Origin of the sequence: Galactobacter valiniphilus (assembly GCF_003575975.1) — a bacterium.
Lineage (GTDB): Bacteria > Actinomycetota > Actinomycetes > Actinomycetales > Micrococcaceae > Galactobacter > Galactobacter valiniphilus.
Map to the genome: position 1 here is coordinate 1 of NZ_QQXK01000011.1, position 17,384 is coordinate 17,384.

17 protein-coding genes and 4 pseudogenes are annotated in these 17,384 nt (G+C 70.3%); 10 read left to right on the forward strand and 11 right to left on the reverse strand.

The window, feature by feature from the left end; genetic code table 11:
- Positions 1-98 (forward strand): annotated as a pseudogene (locus tag DWB68_RS06745) (organic hydroperoxide resistance protein); the annotation flags it as partial.
- A 217-nt stretch (positions 99-315) separates the two neighbouring features.
- On the opposite strand, the gene DWB68_RS06750 reads toward DWB68_RS06745, so the two are convergent.
- Genes DWB68_RS06750 through DWB68_RS06760 form a run of 3 tightly spaced genes read right to left on the reverse strand, consistent with a single transcriptional unit; the run spans position 316 to position 3,208 of the window.
- Positions 316-543, reverse strand: coding sequence for an aryl-alcohol dehydrogenase (locus DWB68_RS06750; protein ID WP_119424387.1), 228 nt, complete (start codon positions 541-543; stop codon positions 316-318).
- Positions 540-2,015, reverse strand: a complete 1,476-nt coding sequence (locus tag DWB68_RS06755; RefSeq protein ID WP_233548654.1) for a glycosyltransferase — start codon at positions 2,013-2,015, stop codon at positions 540-542. The genes DWB68_RS06750 and DWB68_RS06755 overlap by 4 nt, the downstream gene beginning before the upstream one ends.
- On the reverse strand, positions 2,015-3,208 hold the full coding sequence (locus DWB68_RS06760; protein WP_147391609.1) for a hypothetical protein: 1,194 nt from the start codon (positions 3,206-3,208) through the stop codon (positions 2,015-2,017). The genes DWB68_RS06755 and DWB68_RS06760 overlap by 1 nt, the downstream gene beginning before the upstream one ends.
- A gap of 122 nt (positions 3,209-3,330) precedes the next feature.
- On the opposite strand from DWB68_RS06760, the gene DWB68_RS06765 reads away from it, so the two are divergent.
- The 3 genes and pseudogenes from DWB68_RS06765 (at position 3,331) to DWB68_RS16635 (ending at position 5,652) form a co-directional block, all read left to right on the forward strand.
- Positions 3,331-3,885: a TetR/AcrR family transcriptional regulator gene (locus DWB68_RS06765; RefSeq protein WP_233548655.1), complete on the forward strand. Its 555-nt coding sequence runs from the start codon at positions 3,331-3,333 to the stop codon at positions 3,883-3,885.
- A pseudogene (locus DWB68_RS16630) lies at positions 3,882-4,526 on the forward strand (SDR family oxidoreductase); the annotation flags it as partial. The gene DWB68_RS06765 and the pseudogene DWB68_RS16630, both read left to right, overlap by 4 nt.
- Positions 4,527-5,100: 574 nt before the next feature.
- A complete protein-coding gene (locus tag DWB68_RS16635; RefSeq protein WP_233548665.1) occupies positions 5,101-5,652 on the forward strand; it encodes an alpha/beta fold hydrolase in 552 nt (183 codons plus the stop codon).
- Here the strand turns inward: DWB68_RS16635 and DWB68_RS17135 are convergent.
- From DWB68_RS17135 to DWB68_RS06785, 4 genes and pseudogenes are all read right to left on the reverse strand, one after another.
- A pseudogene (locus DWB68_RS17135) lies at positions 5,581-6,045 on the reverse strand (GNAT family N-acetyltransferase); the annotation flags it as partial. The gene DWB68_RS16635 and the pseudogene DWB68_RS17135 sit on opposite strands and share 72 nt — an antisense overlap.
- A gap of 9 nt (positions 6,046-6,054) precedes the next feature.
- Positions 6,055-6,312, reverse strand: a pseudogene (locus DWB68_RS17140) (cation transporter); the annotation flags it as partial.
- A 315-nt stretch (positions 6,313-6,627) separates the two neighbouring features.
- Positions 6,628-7,212 carry a sunset domain-containing protein gene (locus DWB68_RS06780; RefSeq protein ID WP_119424392.1) on the reverse strand — a complete coding sequence of 195 codons (585 nt, stop codon included), beginning with the start codon at positions 7,210-7,212 and terminating at the stop codon, positions 6,628-6,630.
- 125 nt (positions 7,213-7,337) lie between these two features.
- Positions 7,338-7,784 (reverse strand): hypothetical protein, encoded by a 447-nt coding sequence (locus tag DWB68_RS06785; protein ID WP_119424393.1) that lies wholly within the window; start codon positions 7,782-7,784, stop codon positions 7,338-7,340.
- Between the two features lie 375 nt (positions 7,785-8,159).
- On the opposite strand from DWB68_RS06785, the gene DWB68_RS06790 reads away from it, so the two are divergent.
- The 3 genes from DWB68_RS06790 to DWB68_RS06800 are packed head-to-tail and all read left to right on the forward strand — an operon-like array spanning position 8,160 to position 11,612.
- Positions 8,160-9,281, forward strand: a complete 1,122-nt coding sequence (locus tag DWB68_RS06790; protein ID WP_158588229.1) for an ROK family transcriptional regulator — start codon at positions 8,160-8,162, stop codon at positions 9,279-9,281.
- A 26-nt stretch (positions 9,282-9,307) separates the two neighbouring features.
- The gene (locus tag DWB68_RS06795) at positions 9,308-10,444 is read left to right on the forward strand and encodes an ROK family transcriptional regulator (protein WP_119424395.1); all 1,137 of its coding nucleotides are present in this window, start codon (positions 9,308-9,310) and stop codon (positions 10,442-10,444) included.
- A 13-nt stretch (positions 10,445-10,457) separates the two neighbouring features.
- Positions 10,458-11,612 (forward strand): ROK family transcriptional regulator, encoded by a 1,155-nt coding sequence (locus DWB68_RS06800; RefSeq protein WP_119424396.1) that lies wholly within the window; start codon positions 10,458-10,460, stop codon positions 11,610-11,612.
- Positions 11,613-11,767: 155 nt separating this feature from the next.
- Here the strand turns inward: DWB68_RS06800 and DWB68_RS06805 are convergent, their stop codons facing one another.
- Complete coding sequence (locus DWB68_RS06805; protein WP_233548656.1) at positions 11,768-13,195, reverse strand: MFS transporter; 1,428 nt, start codon at positions 13,193-13,195, stop codon at positions 11,768-11,770.
- Between the two features lie 94 nt (positions 13,196-13,289).
- On the opposite strand from DWB68_RS06805, the gene DWB68_RS06810 reads away from it, so the two are divergent.
- Positions 13,290-13,961 (forward strand): LysE family transporter, encoded by a 672-nt coding sequence (locus DWB68_RS06810; RefSeq protein ID WP_158588230.1) that lies wholly within the window; start codon positions 13,290-13,292, stop codon positions 13,959-13,961.
- 7 nt (positions 13,962-13,968) lie between these two features.
- Here DWB68_RS06810 and DWB68_RS06815 read toward each other — a convergent pair whose 3' ends face one another.
- Both DWB68_RS06815 and DWB68_RS06820 read right to left on the reverse strand, forming a co-directional pair.
- Complete coding sequence (locus DWB68_RS06815; protein WP_119424399.1) at positions 13,969-14,526, reverse strand: GNAT family N-acetyltransferase; 558 nt, start codon at positions 14,524-14,526, stop codon at positions 13,969-13,971.
- Positions 14,527-14,539: 13 nt separating this feature from the next.
- Positions 14,540-15,472, reverse strand: a complete 933-nt coding sequence (locus tag DWB68_RS06820; RefSeq protein ID WP_119424400.1) for an amidohydrolase family protein — start codon at positions 15,470-15,472, stop codon at positions 14,540-14,542.
- A 42-nt stretch (positions 15,473-15,514) separates the two neighbouring features.
- Between DWB68_RS06820 and DWB68_RS06825 the strand changes: the two genes are divergently transcribed.
- Positions 15,515-15,961, forward strand: coding sequence for a GNAT family acetyltransferase (locus tag DWB68_RS06825; RefSeq protein WP_119424401.1), 447 nt, complete (start codon positions 15,515-15,517; stop codon positions 15,959-15,961).
- A gap of 158 nt (positions 15,962-16,119) precedes the next feature.
- Here the strand turns inward: DWB68_RS06825 and DWB68_RS06830 are convergent, their stop codons facing one another.
- Positions 16,120-16,545: a winged helix-turn-helix transcriptional regulator gene (locus DWB68_RS06830; protein WP_119424402.1), complete on the reverse strand. Its 426-nt coding sequence runs from the start codon at positions 16,543-16,545 to the stop codon at positions 16,120-16,122.
- 90 nt (positions 16,546-16,635) lie between these two features.
- On the opposite strand from DWB68_RS06830, the gene DWB68_RS06835 reads away from it, so the two are divergent.
- Positions 16,636-17,064 carry a DoxX family protein gene (locus DWB68_RS06835; protein WP_325048550.1) on the forward strand — a complete coding sequence of 143 codons (429 nt, stop codon included), beginning with the start codon at positions 16,636-16,638 and terminating at the stop codon, positions 17,062-17,064.
- The last annotated feature ends 320 nt before the right edge of the window (positions 17,065-17,384 follow it).

Genomic DNA, 17,384 nt, shown 5'->3' on the forward strand with positions numbered 1-17,384 from the left:
GCGCAGTCGCACTCGCGAACGCCGCCCACAACGTTTGCCCCTACTCCAATGCAACACGGGGCAACATCGACGTCACCGTCTCGGTCTCCGACGACTGACATGAACTGATTCACACTGACCCCCTGGGCTTTGGATTCAGCGGTTCCCTCGAACACGAGTTGGACGAGGGACCGCATGCTGTCGGGCAAAGACCGCGACACGGCTCGTAGCTGACCGCCCGCTGTCTCCTTTCCGTTCGTTCGTCGCCCGCGGCGAGGAAAAAGGGGTGTCGCGGCGGACGCCGCAACACCCCCCGGAGGGGTCCTCGTAGAGAAATCAGGGCATGGTCAGGACGGCCTTGACCGCCTTGCCAGAGCCGGTGTCGGCGATGGCCTGCTCGATCTGCTCAAACGGGTACGTCTTGACCAGCTTGTCGAACGGGAAGGCACCCGCCTGGTAGAGCGCGACTAGCTGGGGGATGAAGTTCTGCGGAATCGCATCGCCCTCCACGGCCCCGATGACCGTCTTGCCCGCGGCGGAAATCAGCCCGGATGACGACGTCACCGGTTGATGGTGATGGTCGCGGTCACGGCCGGATCCGGCGTCTCGTGGGTGGTGAGACCGTGCTCGGTCTTCTCCCAGTAGTGCGGCCGCACGATAAGCTGCCCCAGCGCCTTGTACGACGCCACCGAGTGCAGCACCCAGTACAGCGGGTTCAGCAGCGCCCACCAGATCAGCGAGAAGTCGCCGCGCTTCCAGGGGCCGAGCATGTTCAGGTACACGATCAGGCTGCTGCCGACGAGGAAGTTTAGCAGCACGAGCACCAGCACCGGCGTGGGGAACAGCGGCTCGACGATCTCGGTGGGAAGCGCCCAGGTGAACACCGTCAGCAACACAAGCGGCAACACCCCGAGGAAGGTGAGCGGGGTCCCGGCGATCAGCAGCAGGAAGCCGATGAACCGCTTCGGCCCGATCCGCCGGATCAAGCGCAGCGGAGAACGCGCGTGGACCAGCGTCGTCTGCATGTATCCCTTGATCCAGCGGCTGCGCTGACGCACGAAGTTCGGGATCGAGGTGTTGGCCTCCTCCATCGTGACCGAGTCGACGATGCCCACCTGGTAGCCCTGTGCGCTCGCCCGGATGCCGAGGTCGGCATCCTCGGTGACGTTGAAGGGATCCCACCCGCCCAGCGTGCGCAGCGCCTCCGTGCGGAAGTGGTTGGACGTCCCGCCGAGCGGGATCGGCAGCGACGACACATCGAGACCCGTGAGCATGTAGTCGAACCAGTACGAGTATTCGAGCGTGAACATCCGGGTGAGCAGGTTCTCGCGCACGTTGAAGTAGTTCAGCGAGGCCTGCATGACCACGGTGTCCTCGGACGCGTTGCGGAATGCGACGACCACCTTCTTCAGCTGCAGGGGGTCGGGGGCGTCCTCGGCGTCGTAGATCACGAGGTACTCGCCGGTCGCGATCGCGAGGCCCACGTTGCAGGCTCGCGGCTTGGTCTGCGGATGACCCTTCGGGACCACGACGACGGTGAAGTTGTCCGGGGTCGGCGATGCCTCGATCGCCGCTCGCGTCTCGTCGTCCTCTTCTTCCACGAGGATGAGGATCTCGAGCTTGTGAGCGGGGTAGTCCAGGGCGCCGAGGTTGGTCACGAGCTGATGGACGATGTTCGCCTCGCGGAACACCGGCACCAGCACCGTGTAGGTCGGCAGCTCGTCGTCGGTGAGCGCCTCGATCTCTGCCGGGTCGATGCGGTCCGCCAGGTCGTATCGCGCTCCCGAGAGGGAGACGTGGAACTTGAACGCCGTGGCGATGAGGAACACCACACTCACCACCAGCAGGGTCACGATCACCATCGGGCGCCATGCCGCCACCAGGGCGGTGACGTACAGCACCGTCGCGACGATCAGACCGATCCCCTGGGAGCGGGTCAGCACCGTGCGGGCGGACAGCAGCGGGGCGCGCTCCCACAGGCCCAGTGAGGCCTCGTACGCGATGTGCTCGGGGATCTCGATCGTGCGCACGGACATCAGAACGGCCATCCTCTCAGTAGTGCCTGCATCCACTGATCCACCGGCCGGTAGATCAGGAACGCCGACGTCCATCCGGTCACGAGCAGCACCACGGCACCGAGCCGCAGGGTCCAGCGGGTGCGGAGACCGTGGACCCCTACCGGTGCGATGGCGACCATCGCGAGCAGCACAAGCAGGAACGCGGTACCGGAGGACCCGGTCGGCAGGACACCTGCGAGCGACATGAGTACGATCGATCCCATCAGCAGAGCCGGCGCGACAGCGGCCACGGGGCGGCGCCGCAAGAAGGCGAGCACCACACCGCCCGCCGACGGGACGAAATAAAGCCAGGCCCAGGGCTGCGCGAAGAACGTCCGTGTGCGCTCGACCTGCTCCGGCGCGAAGCCGACGTGGAGCACGTCGACGGCAAAGAGCGGGTCGGAGAGGAAGACCACGCCGAGGATCGTGACGGATCCGAATGCGGCGACGGTCGGGAAGGCCAGCGTCAGCGCCGTGCCGGCGCGCGAGCCCCGCCGTGAGTGGGGTAGGAACGGCGCGACGCAGGCGGCGATCAGGATCGAGAACGCGAACGCCGGTGCCGTTAGCGCCGCCGCCGCAAACAGCAGGCCCGCGCGGAAGCCGGCCTGAGTGTTCGCGAAAACGACGAACCGGACGAGGTCGATCATCCCCAGCGCGAACAGCGCGAGGCCGAGGAAGACCTCAAGGTTGGTCGTCGCGAGAAAGGCGAACAGCGGCGTGCCGCCCACGACGAGGACCAAGGCGATCGCGTCGATCCCGGTCTGTCGCTGTCGCCGCGACCATTCGACAAGCCGCTGCAGGAGGAACCCCGCCACCAACGCGCCGACGGCGCCGAGCCCGACGGCACCGCCCGGCACGACAACCGCCAGAAGGGTCGTGATGGGCGGATAGAGCATCCCGACCGTCTCCACCGAGACCGGCCGGGCGAGGATCTCGTGGGCGGTCGCCACCAGGGAGGCGTTCGCCGTGGAGTTCTGCAGGTAGCCACCTCTGGCGGCATCAAGAAGCAGAACAAGCACGATGAAGGGCAGCGCCAGGACTCCGCGAAGCAGCCACCGTCGCCAAGAGGAGATCGGGAACTTCGGGACACGTCCGGTTCCGTCGCCTTCGCGGCGACGGGGACGTGACGTCATGGAGCGGCGCTGCAGGGATCGGGGTACCTCCGCAGTCACGGTCTCACTGTACGGGAGGAAAACCTGGTGGTCGCCCGTTTTTGGCAAAATATGTAGACCGGTCTATTCGTCATTCCATGGCATCCAAGGGAGACCTGACGAAGGCACGGCTGGCAGAGTCCATGCTCGAGCTCATCCAGACCAGCGGCTACAGCGGCACGGGCCTGAACGCGGTGATGGAGCACGCCGCCGCGCCGAGGGGATCGGTCTACTTCCACTACCCCGACGGCAAGGAGGGTATAGGCGTTGCGGCAGTCGAACTGGCCGCGAAGCAGTTCGAGGGGCTGATCCGGGAGGCTGCCGAGACGGCCGGTGGCGCGGCGGGCGCGGCACGAATCACGATCGAGACCCTTGCCGGGATCGTGCACGAGAGCGGGTACCGGCTGGGCTGCCCGGTGTCGGTGGTCACGCTGGAGATGGGCACCGAGAGCGACCGCCTGCGTGAGGCCTGTGCCTCGGCCTTCGAGTCGTGGATCGCCCCGACCGCGGGGCTGCTCGAGGCCGAGGGCCTCAACGCCGACGACGCGCAGTCGCTCGCCACCGTCGTGATCTCGATGATCGAGGGGTCCATCATCGTCTCCCGTGCGATGCGCAGCACCGCCCCGTTGAGCTCGACCGCCGACGTCGTCGCCGACCTCATCGCCCAGCGCTCCGCCGCGGCGGGAGCGACGCGGTGACCCCGCGTAACGCCTTGATCTTCGGAGCCTCGGGGCTGATCGGGCGCCACCTCATCCTGGCCCTCGCCGCGGCGGGCGCCGAGGTCACGGCCGCCGTCCGCACCGCGGCATCCGGCGCGCGCGTCGAGCGCTGGCTGCGCGAGCACGGCCTCACCCGCAGCATCCGCACGACGATCGTCGACTTCGACGCCCCCGAGATCGTCCCCGGTGGCGCCGCGGCGTTCGCGGCAATAACCGAGATCCACAACTGCGCCGGGTCATTCCGATTCGGGATGACCGCCGCCGAGGCACGCGATGCGAACGTCGGCATCGTGGAGCAGCTGATCGACTTCGCCTCGGGCCTGCCGCAGCTGCAGCGCGTCGTCCACATCTCCGGCTACCGCGTCGGCGGACAGGATCCGGCGGCCGTCCCGTGGTCCGACGCCCAGCGCGCCAAAACCTACCGCGAGCTCGGCGCGTACGAGGCGTCGAAGGTCGAATCCGACGCGATCTTCCAGGCGCTGGCTGCGGAGCGAGGCGTCCCGTGGACCATCGTCAACCCGGCTACCGTCATCGGCGACAGCGCCACCGGTGAGACCGACCAGCTCGTCGGGCTGGCCTCCACGGTCGAGCAGCTCTGGGCCGGAAGCGCATCGGCCCTTCCGGCCGACGAGGGGCTCTTCGTCCCCGTGCTCACGGTCGACTATCTGGCGGCGTTTATGGCGGCCGGCGCCGTCGATCCGGTCGCGGCGGGGCAGGCGTACTGGACGCTCGACGACGCCAGCCCGCCGCTGGCCGACATGCTCACGCTCGTCGGCCGCCACCTCGGCGCCGAGGTGCCGCAGTTGCGGCTGCCGGTCAGCCTCATCCGGCGACTGCCGCGGTGGCTCACCCACGCAGACCCGGAGACCCTCACCTTCATGTCGACCGACCGCTATCCGACGCGCTCGGCCATCGAGCTCGCCGAGCGACACGGGATCGCGATGCCCGACGTTCAGGTGTCGCTCGAGCGCTGGGCCGACCACCTCGCCGCGCACCGCTTCGGCGCCGCCCCGGGCGGCGACCGGCGGTTCGTCGACGCGGGCGGGGTGCGCACCTTCGAACTCGGCACCGCCGGATCCGGCTGTCTGATCCTGCCCGGGCTGCCGGTCAACGCCGACACGTGGGCGCAGGTGGCGTCGCAGATCGGCGCGCGCGGTCGATCTTCCGGGGCTCGGTCTCAGCGGCGGTCGCGGCATCGCCGACTGGGAGACGTGGCTGCCCGCGGTGCTGGGCGAAGAGCCCGTAGACCTCATCGGCCACTCCATCGGCGCGGGCGCGGCGGTGACAGCCGCAGAGCAATTCCCGGATCGAATCCGCTCGCTCCCGCTGATCGCCCCCTTCTTCCTACAGGTCGCGGTGGGGCCCGCGATGAGGCTACGCCCCCTCGTGCGCACCTATCTGCGGCATGCCGACGCGGCGCGGCTCTCGCGACAGCTGACCGGATCGGAAGGGAACGCGAACGCCCTGGAGAGCAGTGCCCAGGACCTGCGCCGAACGAGTGCCGGGCACGTGGCCCAGTACCTCGCCCACGCCGGATCGACGCGCTGGCGCGCGGAACTGCGGGAGGCGCTGGCGCGCTTCGCCGGCCCAGTGCGGATCATCACGGGAAGCGCAGATCCGCTAGCCCCGGACGCCGTTACGCAGTTCGCATCACGTCCGAACGTCGAGCTGATCTCACTGCCGGGCGCGGGGCACCATCCACAGTTGACGCACGCCAGCGAGCTCGCGGGCCTGCTGCACAAGTAGGCGCACAGGGCCAGGCCGAGCAGCAGGCAGGCCCGGCGTCAGCCTCGCCCAGACGGCGAACTCGAAATACGGGCTGTTCAAATCCTCGGTGCAGTCGGCAAACGGACCGCAGGCGCGGAATCCCTGCTTCACATAGAGGACGCGGGCAGGCGCGAAGTAGTCCTCCGTGCCCGACTCGCGCTTGACGTCGCGGATGCTTCGGGTGCGGCACTCCGCCAGGATCGCCGCGAGCACGGCACCTGCCACACCGCGACCGTGGGCCCATCCGCTCGTGCGCATCGATTTGAGCTCGCCCATGGTCGCGTGGTGCTGCTTCAGGGCGCCGATGCCCAGCAGCTCGCCGCTCTGCGGGTCGCGCGCGGTCCAGAAAGTGATGCTCGGATGGGCGAGGGCCTCAGGATCGAGCGCGTGGACGCCCTCTGCAGGCGACGTCGCGATGATGGTGGGCACGCTAATGACTCCAAGCGAGCCGAGAGCGTCGTTGAGGACTTCGAGGAATGCGGCACGCATATTGAAGTTCGAGCTGCTACTGGAAGCGAGGATAGTGATGGCGATGATGTTCGAGACGAGGCCGATGATGCCGAAGATGAGCAGTTCGCCCGCGGATACTTCCGGCGGTTCGAACAGTCGCCGGATGCCTTCGGCTGCGGCGTAGGTTCCTGCTGCTCATCACCGAAGTCGATCGGACGCTCCGGACCAGCATTTAGCAACACGCCCTAGATCCGCGCCCGGGGTTCGAGGCGTGAACTTCCACGATACGGATGCAAGATTCCGCATCCTAGGAAAGTAGTGAAGCGGATCACACCCACCCAGGTCAATGGCGCGTCACGTTCACGGGCCCGTGGTCGGACCGTTCGGCCCGCCCACGGCGGGCCGGCAACGGGCGCCAGCCACGCGCCGTCGGGCCTTTGAGGCCCTGCACGACGACGCCCCGGTCACCGTGAGGTGACCGGGGCACCGTGGGTGCGGGGAGGCTCAGCGCTGGGAGGCGCGGTAGCCGGCCGCACGGGCGGCTGAGGCCGAGGCGAAGCACTCCTCCGGGTTCGTGCGGTCATAGAACGCGCCGCTCGGCACGTGATGGATCATCGAGCTTCCGTTGCCCTTGATCGGGTATCCGGAGGGGCAATCCCACCCGGTCGCAGCCACGGAGGCAGGCTTCTTCTTGGCCTTCTTCACGACCTTGAGCGTCTGGGTCTTGGAGACCGAGGCCTTCTTGCCCTTGTAGACGTAGCTGACCTTGGTCGTCACCTTGTAGGTTCCGGCAGCGAGCTTGGCCGAGGACTTCGCCTTGACGACGGTCTTGGAGCCCTTCTTCACCGTGATGACGGCCTTGACCTTGCTCACGCCCTTCGCCTTGGCGAAGGAGGGCTTGACCTCGGCCTTCGCCGCACCGGAGACGGTCTTCGTGGGGATGGTCTTGATGGTGACGGGCTTGGCCTTGATCGCCGTCACGACGTGCACGGCACTCGGGGCGGGCGCTGCGACGGCCGGGGCCACGCCGCTCAGGGCGAGGCCGAGGCCGGCAGCTGCGGCAACAAGGGCGCGGGGAATCAAACGCATGGCGTTCCCTCGGGGGTGCGGGGGCGGGGTGAAGGCGGGTCCATCGGACCCACCCTGGCGCCCTGGCCAGGCCCGCGCCGTCGGGCCACCCCCGTCCGGGTGAGCGGCGGGCCAGCCGGATTGGCTCAGCCGCGCGTCACCCGCTCGCGCTGCTGCCAGCCGGCCGCGAGATAGTCGGCGGCCTGCGCCTCGGGCACCACGGTCCAGACCGTCTCCCCACCCTCCTGCCACAGCTCGTCGAGGGCGGCCTCGACCAGGGCGGCGCGCGTGGACGCGGCGATCTCCACGCCGCCCACGGGGAGCACCTCGCTGATGGCGCCGCCCTCCTCGTCGTCGTAGCGCCAGCGGATGCGCGCGGCCGGCTTGGCGAAGACGGAGAGCTCGATGACGTCGTAGTCACCCAGCGGCGCCTGCGAGAGCACGCCCTCGGCGGGCAGGCTTCCCGTGCGCGTCACGTCCTGCGGCGCGGCCTCCAGGACCATCCAGCCGTCGTTGCCGTCCGCGGCCGGGCGCCAGGACTCCCCCGGCTCGCCGTCGGACAAGAGGGTGAAGTGTTCCCGCCATGACTGCATGCTCGTGCATCCTCCCGGTATCGCGCGGCGTCGTCGCCGCTCCGCCCGCGCTCGATGCGTGGGGGCGGTCCTTGTGGCCACGCGGATCGCATGTCGCTCACGCCAGAGGCTACGCCCGGCCGGCGCCCAGGGCCTTCCGCTGCGCGGGTGGTCAGGCCACCATGGATCCTTGCCCACCGCGGCGGCTGGGACGGGGCCGCCACCCTTCGACAACCCCTGAACGTTCTCTTTCAGAACGCCCTTCCCGTACCCCGGGTTCGCGGCCGCTCGGGTCCCGTGAGCAATCTTGGGTAGATACCTTTCGGATCTTTGAGTTTGTCGTTTTCGAAAGTACCATGAGGTGTCTTGCCCCCCCTCAGAGCCCCCTGGAGCACCGTGCCGCAGATCATCGGGAGTGATGTCTCCTCCCTGCGGCATGTCAACAGGGACGGGGCTTTGCAGCATCTGCGGCGCACTCCCGACTCGGTCTTCACGGCGTCGGACATCGCCGACGGTTTGGGGCTCTCCAGGCCCACCGCGGCGCGCCTGCTGACGGAGCTTTCCGAAAGTGGCTGGGCCACGCTCGAACTCGCCCACAGCGGATCCGCCGGCCGCCCCACGCGCACCTTCACGATCAATCGGCGGCGCCGCCTCGTCGCGGCGCTCGACCTCGGCGCCAACAACCTGCTCGCCGCCGTCGCCGACCTGTCGGGCACCGTGCTGCGCCGCCACTATGCCCCCCACGGGCACCCCGGTTCGGCGGAACTCATGGCACAGCAGGCCGCCGCGGCGCTGCTGCGACTCGTGGAGGAAGAGACCGGGCCGCACGGCGGCCTCAGCTCCGTGGTCGTGAGCCTGCCCGCCACGGTGGACCGGGACGGCCGGATCCTGCCCTGGTCCGATTCGCCCGCCTGGGCCACGGCCGCCCTTCCCTCCCTGCTCGGCGAGCTGCTCCAGGAGCTGCCGGGCCTCCGCCTGCGTTTCGAGGGCGTGCCGTTGGCGGCCGCCGAGGCCGAGCTGCAGCACGGAGAGCTCCAGGCCGGCGAGGACGCCGTGTTCGTCCTGGCCGGTGACATCACGGGCGTCGCGCCGCTCATCGAGGGACGCCCCTACCGCGGAGCGACCGGTGCGGCCGGCGCCATCGGCGGGCTCGACTCCGTGGATTGGCGCGCGGCCACCGCCGCCGTGCTGGAGGAAACCGGCGCACAGACTTTGGACGAGCTCGTGGCCTCCGGCCTCGCGGGCGACTCCGACGCCGCAGCGGCACTGAGCCGCTACGCGGAACATCTCGCACCGGGAGTGGAGGTCCTCGTTCGGGCCTTCGACCCGGCGCGGCTGGTGCTGGGCGGATGCCTGGCACCGGCACAAGAACTCGTCCTGGGCCCCTTGGGGGCGGCACTGGGACGGACGCTCGGCACCACACCAACCATGGTGTGCGCCAGCGTTGACCACGTCGACGCGCCGATGCTCGGGGGACTCTCGGCCGCGCTCGATCACGTCGAGTGGGGCACTCCGTGACCCCACCCATCCCCCAAGGAGACAGCGTGTCCGACCTCGATGGCAGCGCAGTAGCGTCGCTCCGTCGCCTCAACGGCTCGAAGGTGCTCTCGGTGCTGCGCGCCGAGGCCTACCGCAAATTCACCGTGCGGGAGATGTCGATCGCGACCGGCCTCTCGCGCCCCACGGTGGGCCGCCTGCTCGACGACCTCGTCGAGGCCGGCTGGGCACAGAGCGCCGAGGGCCGCCCCGGCGCCACGGGCCGCCCCGCTCGCCGCTACTCCTTCAACCGACTGCGGGGGCTCATCGCCAGCCTGGATGTCGGGTACGCGGGCGTGGGCATCATGATCACCGACCTCGTGGGCAGCGAACTCTCCTGGACCATGGAGTGGGGCCTTGCCCTCGAGACGGTCGAGAGCTGCATCGATCACGTCATGCCCCTGTTCTCGCAGAAGCTCAGCGAGGTGAGCGCCGACCTCGGCCTGGACGAGGACCTGCCGGTGCTCGCCGTCTCGCTCTCCGCGCCGGTCATCCCCGATGCCGACGGCGTCCACGTCGACACACTCTCCACGGTCAACGGCTGGAGGGGCGGGTCGTTTGTCCCCACACTGCGCGAGCGCTTCGGGGACGTGCCCATCCTGGTGAACAACGACATCCTGCTCTCGGCCGAGGCCGAGCTGCACTTGGGTGCGCTCTCCACCTCGGACCAAGGGATGTTCTGCTTCCTCGCGTGGTTCTCCTCCATCGTGCTCATCCACGAGGGACAGGTGCATCGCGGCACCTTCAACCTGGCGGGCGACGTCGGCTCGCTGCCCGAGTATCGCTGGCCCGACGTCATCGTTGAGGCCCTCGAGTCCTCCGGCTTCAATCATCCGGCGTCGGTGGGTCGCATGCTGGAGGCAGCGGCCAACGGCCACGAGGCGGCGCAGGACGGCATCCGCAGCGTCGGTCAGGGGCTGGCCCGCGGCATCGCGGACGTGGCGGCCATGTGGGACCCGGACACGATCGTGTTCGCCGGTCAGCTCTCCACGGCACCCGATCTCCTCTTCGAACCGATTGAATCGGGCCTGCGGGCGCTTGGCAGCGAGGACTTCGAGCTCCTGCGGGCCGAGGTCGACCCCGAAAAGGGCAGCTGCCTCGGCGGCGTGATCAAGGCGCTCGACGCCATCGACTGGACGGTGTGAGGTTTAACCCCCCATGACTTCGATTGACACCAGCGACGTCGCCACCCTGCGACGCCTGAACGCCCAGACCACTCTCGATTGCCTGCGCCAGGAGCCCACCACGTGGTTCACGGTGCGCGAGCTCGCGATCTCCACCGACCTCTCCCGCCCCACCGTCTCCCGTGTCCTCGAGGACCTCGAGCAGGCCGGCTGGGTGCTGTCCATGGCGGGCCAGCCGGGCGGCACCGGTCGCCCGGCGCGCCGTTTCTGCTTCAACGGCGGCGCCGGCCTCATCCTCTCGGTCGACGCTGGCCTCTACTCGTTCAACGTGATGGTCTCGGATCTGGCCGGCACCCCGCGGGCGGAACTCACGGAGCGCCCCCCGCTGATCTCCACGAGCGAGGAGTTTGTTGCCCACTTCAAGGACATCGCCGAGCGGTGCCTGGCCGAAGCGGGCCCCGACACCCCCCTGCGCGCCATCACCATCGGCCTGCCCGGCCCGGTGGACGCCAACGGCAAGCTGCGCGTCTCGGTGACGACTCCGGAGTGGACCGGCCTCGACGTGGCCGACGGCATCCGCGCGCTGTACCCGGAGGCGAGCCTCCTCGTGGGCCGTGACGGCGAGTTCGACACTCTCGCAGAGCTCACCTCCGGTTCCCTGCAGGGGGTGCAGACCGCCGTCCATGTGACGTTCTCCGATCGCTGCCGCGCCACGCTCGTGGTGGGTGGCAAGATCGTGCGCGGCGCCCACGGCCTCGCCGGATCCTGCCCGCAGCCGCACGGTGTTGGCGAGAACATGACCGCCTCGTGGACCCCGCTGCGGGACCTGATCTACGGCGACCACCCGCGCCAGCGGATGTCCGAGATCATCGCCGCGGCCCAGGAGGGCTCGGCCTCGGATATTGATGTGCTGACGCGTTACGCCGAGGCCCTCGTGCCGCGCGTTTCCTTCCTGGTGCGTGCGGTGGCCCCCGAGGTCCTCGTGCTGGGCGGGCAGATGCTGGCCCTGCCGGAGATCGCTCTCCCGCCGCTCGAGGGAGCCGTTCGCGAGGCTGCAGGTCTGGATCACGGCAACGAGCTCGACCTCACGCGCGTGCCCGAGGTGCGCCTGGCCCACTACCGCTCGGCTCATGCCGGACCCATGGGCGGCATCTACGCCGCGCTGGCCGCCATCGACTGGACGGTCTAGTCCCCCGTCTGGTGCCCGACGCCGCCCGCTCGCCTCAGGCGAGCGGGCGGCGTCGTCGGGTTGGCTGAGGTGAGCACCCGGCTCCGCGCCGCGAGCCTCGGACGAGGGGCGCCGGGCGGGTGCCCGGTGGGCACCCGCTCGAGGCGGGCCGGGGCTCAGGCGGGAGCGGCCGCCGTCGCGCCCTGGGCCGCGCCGCCCGTGCGGCGGGCGACCAGGATCCCCAGCCCGGCCAGCACGGCGGCCAGGCTCAGGATGAGCACGAGCGGTCCGAACTCCTCGCCCCGCTGGAGCGTGCCGAGCGCCGCGAGGCCGAGCGCGGAGCCGGTGGAGTCGGCGATGTTCAGCGCCGCCGAGTTGAAGCCCTGCGCGCGCACGGGTGAGAGGCGGATGACCATCGTGGACAGGCGGGGGTAGGCCAGGCCCATGCCGAAGCCGCCCACGCCCCAGAGCACCACCACGAGCGGCACCGGAGCGCTGGCGGCGATGGCGCCGGCCACGGCCGCGAGGCTCGCGAACACGACGAGGACGGCCGAGGTCAGCAGCGCGCGATCGCCCGCGGCCTGCAGGAAGCGGCCCTGCACCCACGAGGCGAGCGCCCAGGCGACCGCCGCGGCGGTCAGCGCGAGGCCCGATTGCGAGACGTCGAGGCGGTAGTGCGTATTGAAGATGAGCGGGAGGTAGGCCTCGGCCCCGAAGTACGCGGCGGCGATGACGGCGCGGAGGATCACCGCGCTCGGCAGGCCGCGCGAGAGACGGTAGGCGCCGACGGGGAGCAGCGGCCGCAGCAGGAAGGCCACGAGCACGAGCGCTCCGATGAGCACCGCCGGGCCCCAGCCGGCCCGCGAGCCGAGGGTCCCCAGGGTGAGCACGGCGGCGGCGATGACGGCGGCGCGCAGCAGGTCCGGCGCGAGCGCGCGGGCGGTGGCGGGGGCTTCCGCTGGCTGCTCCCCTGCGGCCTCCGCCGCGGCCGGCCCGGATCCCAGCCGCGCGAGCGAGGGAAGCATGAGCACCACGGCGATCGCGACGAGCGCCACGACGCCGAGGAACACCCAGTGCCAGGAGGTTGCCTGCGCCACCACACCCGCCAGGTACGGGCCCACGAGCGAGGGAAGCACCCAGGCCGCCGCAAACAGGCCGAAGACCCTGGCGTGCAGGATCGGCGGGTAGAGGCGGGCCACGAGCACGTAGATCGTCACGTTGATGGCGCCCGCGCCGAAGCCTTGGAGGATGCGGCCGATCGTGAACGTGAGCATGTCGGGCGCGAGGCCGCAGACGATGAGGCCGGCCGTGAACAGCGCCACGCCCGTGTAGAAGGGCCCGCGCGGCCCGGTGCGATCCGACCAGCCGCCGGCGCCGACCATGCCCACGATGCCCGTGGCGAGCGGCGCCGCCATGGCCAGGGCGTACACGCCCTCGCCGTGCAGGTCACGGGTCACGACCGGCATGATCGTGGCCACCGCGAGCGCCTCGAAGGCAGCCAGGAAGATCAGGGCGAAGGAGCCGAGGGTCGTGAGCAAGAGGCCACCCGCAAACGGGCTGCTCGGCTCAGGGCGTGCGGGCGATGGCAGGGGCAGGGCAGACACCCTCAAAAGTCTACGGGCGACGACGGCGCTAGGCTTGTCCGGGCCCTCCCACCCCTCGGGGCCAGCTCCCGCTCCTTCGGAAGGAACCGTCCCCATGCCGGACGCCGGATTCGCCTCCGCCCTGCTCCCCCTCATGCTCACGTGGGTCATCGGCATGATGTCCCCCGGGCCGGACCTCTTCCTGGTTATCCACCGCTCACTGGCGGGCTCCCGGCGCGAGGGCATCGCCGCGGCCGCCGGCATCGCGAGCGGCGTGGCACTGTGGCTCGTCGTGGCCTTCACGGGCCTGGCCGCCGTCATGACGGCGTTCCCGCCCATCACCGTGATCCTGCAGGTGGCCGGCGGCCTCGTGCTGATCTGGATGGGCATCGGCACGCTGCGCGCGTGGCTGGCCCGGCGCGGCCGGGCCGCCGAGGAGGGTGAAACGCCCGACGCAGCGGGGCGGCTGGGCGTGGGCGCCTCCTTCCGCCGTGGCCTCCTCACGAACCTCGCCAACCCGAAGTTCGTCATCTACATCTCGGCGGTGTTTGCGCCCTTCATCGCGGCGCAGCGCCCGCTCTGGCAGACGATCTTCCTGCTGGTCCTGCTCGTCGTGACCACGGTGGGCTGGTTCTCCGTCATCGCGGCACTGGTGGGGCACCCCAAACTGCGCTCGGCGGTCTCCCGCTGGACCAACACCCTGGACGCCGTGGCCGGCGTGGTCTTCATCCTGCTCGGCCTAGGCTTTGTAGTGCTCGCGGCCGTGGAGCACTGGCCCGGGGCTTAGCGCCCGCTCAGGCCAGCGTCGAGGCGAGCTGCGCGGGCGTGAGCTCGCGGTCGGCGAAGACGAGCCGGATGGCCTCCGGGTCCGGGTTGCCGGCGTCCGGGCCGCGGTGCTGCAGGGTCATCCCGAGCTTGCGCGCCACGGCGGCCGAGGCCTCGTTGTGTTCAAGCAGGAACGCGACGATGGGCAGCTCTGGGCGCACCTCGAGCGCCCGCCCCATTGAATGGCGGGCGAGCTCCGTGGCGAGGCCGCGCCCCTGCGCCTCCGGGGCAAAGCGGTACCCGAGATTCCAGAAGGCGCCGCCGGCGTCCTCCGAGCCGCGTACATCGCAGCCGCCGTGGCCCAAGAGCGCACCGCTCTCCGGGTCCCGCGCCACATAGCTACCGAGGCCGTGAAGGTCCCATGCCTCGGCGCGGGCCTGAATCCAGGCGCGCGTCGTCTCGAGATCGGTGAAGCGCCCGGAAGGAAGGTGCGTCCACACGCGCGGATCGGAGTACAGCGCGTGGATCTCCTCCAGGTCCTCGAGCGAGGTGGGGCTGAGCTGCATCTGCGCCGTGCGTTCGATCATGGCTCCCAGCCTGTCACGCTCCCCCGACGCCTCGGCTCCCCGTGACGCGCATCAGCCGCGCGCCGTTCTCCCAGAGCACGGCGCGCATCCAGGAGTCGCCGAAGCCCCAGGCCGCGAGCGCACCGAGCTGGTGGGCGTAGGGGTGCGGGATGTTCGGGAAGTCGCTGCCGAGGACGATCTTCCCCGGCATCGCGGCCCACCGTTCGAGCACCGCCTCCGGCACGGGCGCGAGCGCCTGCGAGTAGTCGGTGCCGACCATCGTGGTGTCCAGGTGCACGCCTGGATACTCCTCGGCGAGGTCGGTGAACTCCGCGTACTCGGGCATGCCGGCGTGGGCGATGACCAACACAAGCCGCGGGTGCGCCTCGAGCAGCCGGCGCACCGGCGCCGGGCCGGTGTGCGTGCCACCGTGCGGTCCCGAACCGGCGTGGATCACCACGGGGACCTGCGCCGCCTCGATCAGGCCCCACGCGCCGTCGAGCATTCCCTGATCCGGCGCGAACTCCCCCACCTGCACGTGGACCTTGAAGATGCGCGCGCCGCCCTCCAGGGCGGCGCGCACCGTGGCCTCGGCCTCGGGCTCGGCGAAGAAGGTCGCCGAGGGCACCGCCTGGGGGTGCGCGGCGGCAAAGCCGGCCGAGTACTCGTTGAGCCAGCCGGCCATCCCGGCGCGGTGCGGGTAGTTGAGCGTGGGGTAGGCCGCGACGCCGAGCGCGCGCAGCGTCTGAACGCGCTCGGCCTCGGGCATCCGGTAGTGGATGGGCCAGGGTGCCGCACCGAACTCCTCGCCCACGCGGTCGAAGAAGCCCCAGACCTTGGAGAGCACGTTCTGCGGCATGAAGTGCACGTGAACGTCGGCGAGGCCCGGGATCCCGAGCGCCTCCAGGTAGGCGGGGATCCGCGCGTCTGAGGTCGGGCCGGGCGTCGTGAACTCCGCGTCAAGCATGGGCCCACTCTAGGCTTGACGCTTTCCCACGAAAGGACCACCGTGACCGGCTTCGTTCCCCTCGCCCCCGACCACGCCCCGGCGGCCGCCGCCCTCTGGGAGGAGGCCGGGCTCGTGCGACCGTGGAACGATCCGCGCGGCGACTTCCTGCGCGCGGTCCAGGGTGGAACCTCCGCGGTCCTCGGCCTCCTGGACGGCGGCGAGCTGCTGGCCACAGCCATGGTGGGCACGGACGGGCACCGCGGCTGGGTCTACTACGTGGCCGTCGCCGCCTCGCGGCAGGGAACGGGCCTGGGCCGCGCCGCCATGGAGGCCGCGGAGGCCTGGCTGCGCGAGGCCGGCGCCCCCAAGGTCCAGCTCATGGTGCGCTCCACCAACGAGCGCGTGCTCGGTTTCTACGAGCGCCTCGGCTACGCCGATCAGTCCACGAGCGTGCTCGGCAAGTTCCTCGACCCCGAGCTCGAGGCGCTGCGCCGCCGGGGCGCCTAAGCCGCCCCCGCCTGCCTTCAATCCCGCACTTTTCGTTGTATCCCGCCCCAAAGGGGCGGGATACAACGAAAAGTGCGGGATGGGGGACGCGCACGGCCCCCAGCGCGACGGCGGGTGTGCAGCTTTCCGACGCCCAGCACGACGGCGGGCGGCCGGGTTCAGCGCGCGTCGTAGGCGGCGCGCGCGGTTTCGATCTGGGGGTAGTTGCCGACGGCCCACTCGGCCAGGGCCACGGCGGGGCCGATGAGCGTGCGGCCCACGGCGCTGAGCTCGTACTCCACGCGGGGCGGGACCTCGGCGTACGCCGTGCGGGTCAGCAGGCCGTCGCGCTCGAGGTTCTTGAGGGTCAGCGTGAGCATGCGCTGCGAGATCCCGGGGATGTGCTGGTGCAGGGCCGTGAAGCGCAGGGGGCCGGCGTTCAACGTGGCGATGATGAGCAGCGACCACTTGTCCCCCACGCGGGAGAGCACCTCGCGGATCGCCTTGGCGTCGGTGCCCGGCGCGTTGCACGAGCCCTCGTACGCGCTGCGGGCCTCCGCGCCCGGGCAGCTCAGGGTCGGGGCGGTGTCCTGGGTGGCGCTCATGGCGCTGTGGCTGCGAGGTCCACGCACACGGATGTGCGCGTGTGGCACACATCCGTGTGCCTTTTGTGCGCCCCACTTTACTCACTCATCATGGGGTTACTTACTGATCGTCAGTATTGCACGGACGCGCATCACACCCCCTGGAGGAACCCCTTGCTCATCGCCTATTGGATCGTCGCCGGTCTGCTCGCCCTCGCCATGCTCGCCTCCGGCGGCATGAAGGTCATCAAGCCGAAGACCGCCATCGTGGAGGGCGGCATGGGCTGGGCCGAGGACTTCACCCCCGGCATGATCAAGTTCATCGGCATCGCCGAGGTGCTCGGCGCGCTGGGCCTCGTGCTGCCGGTGCTGACCGGGGTGGCCCCGGTCCTGGCCCCCATCGCCGCCGTGGCCCTGGCCGTGGTCATGATCGGCGCCGTGGTGGTGCACGTGCGCCGCAAGGAGCCCGCGGCCCCCGCGCTGGTCCTGGCCGCCGTGTCCGTCGCCGCCGCGGTGCTCGGCTTCCTCGCCGTCGCCTGAGCCGTACCCCCCACGCAGAAGGTCCCGACCGGCTATGCCGGTCGGGACCTTTGCATCACTCGCACCCTTGAGGTGTCACTGACACTACGGAGCCACCCTGAAAGGTGGCTGTGCGTCACCTCCACGTAGCTCAGGAGTTCGATAAACTCCCGGTGGATCCGTGGGCCGAGCCCGATTCCTCGCCTTCCGGCAGCGCCCCGCAGCGCGGGCACGCGGCGACGGCGGGCCGCTCGGTCAGGGCGCCGCAGGCCGGGCACACGCGGTCCAGCCAGCACACGGGATCTCCGCCCATCTCGTCCTCCATCACCCCAGTTCACGCC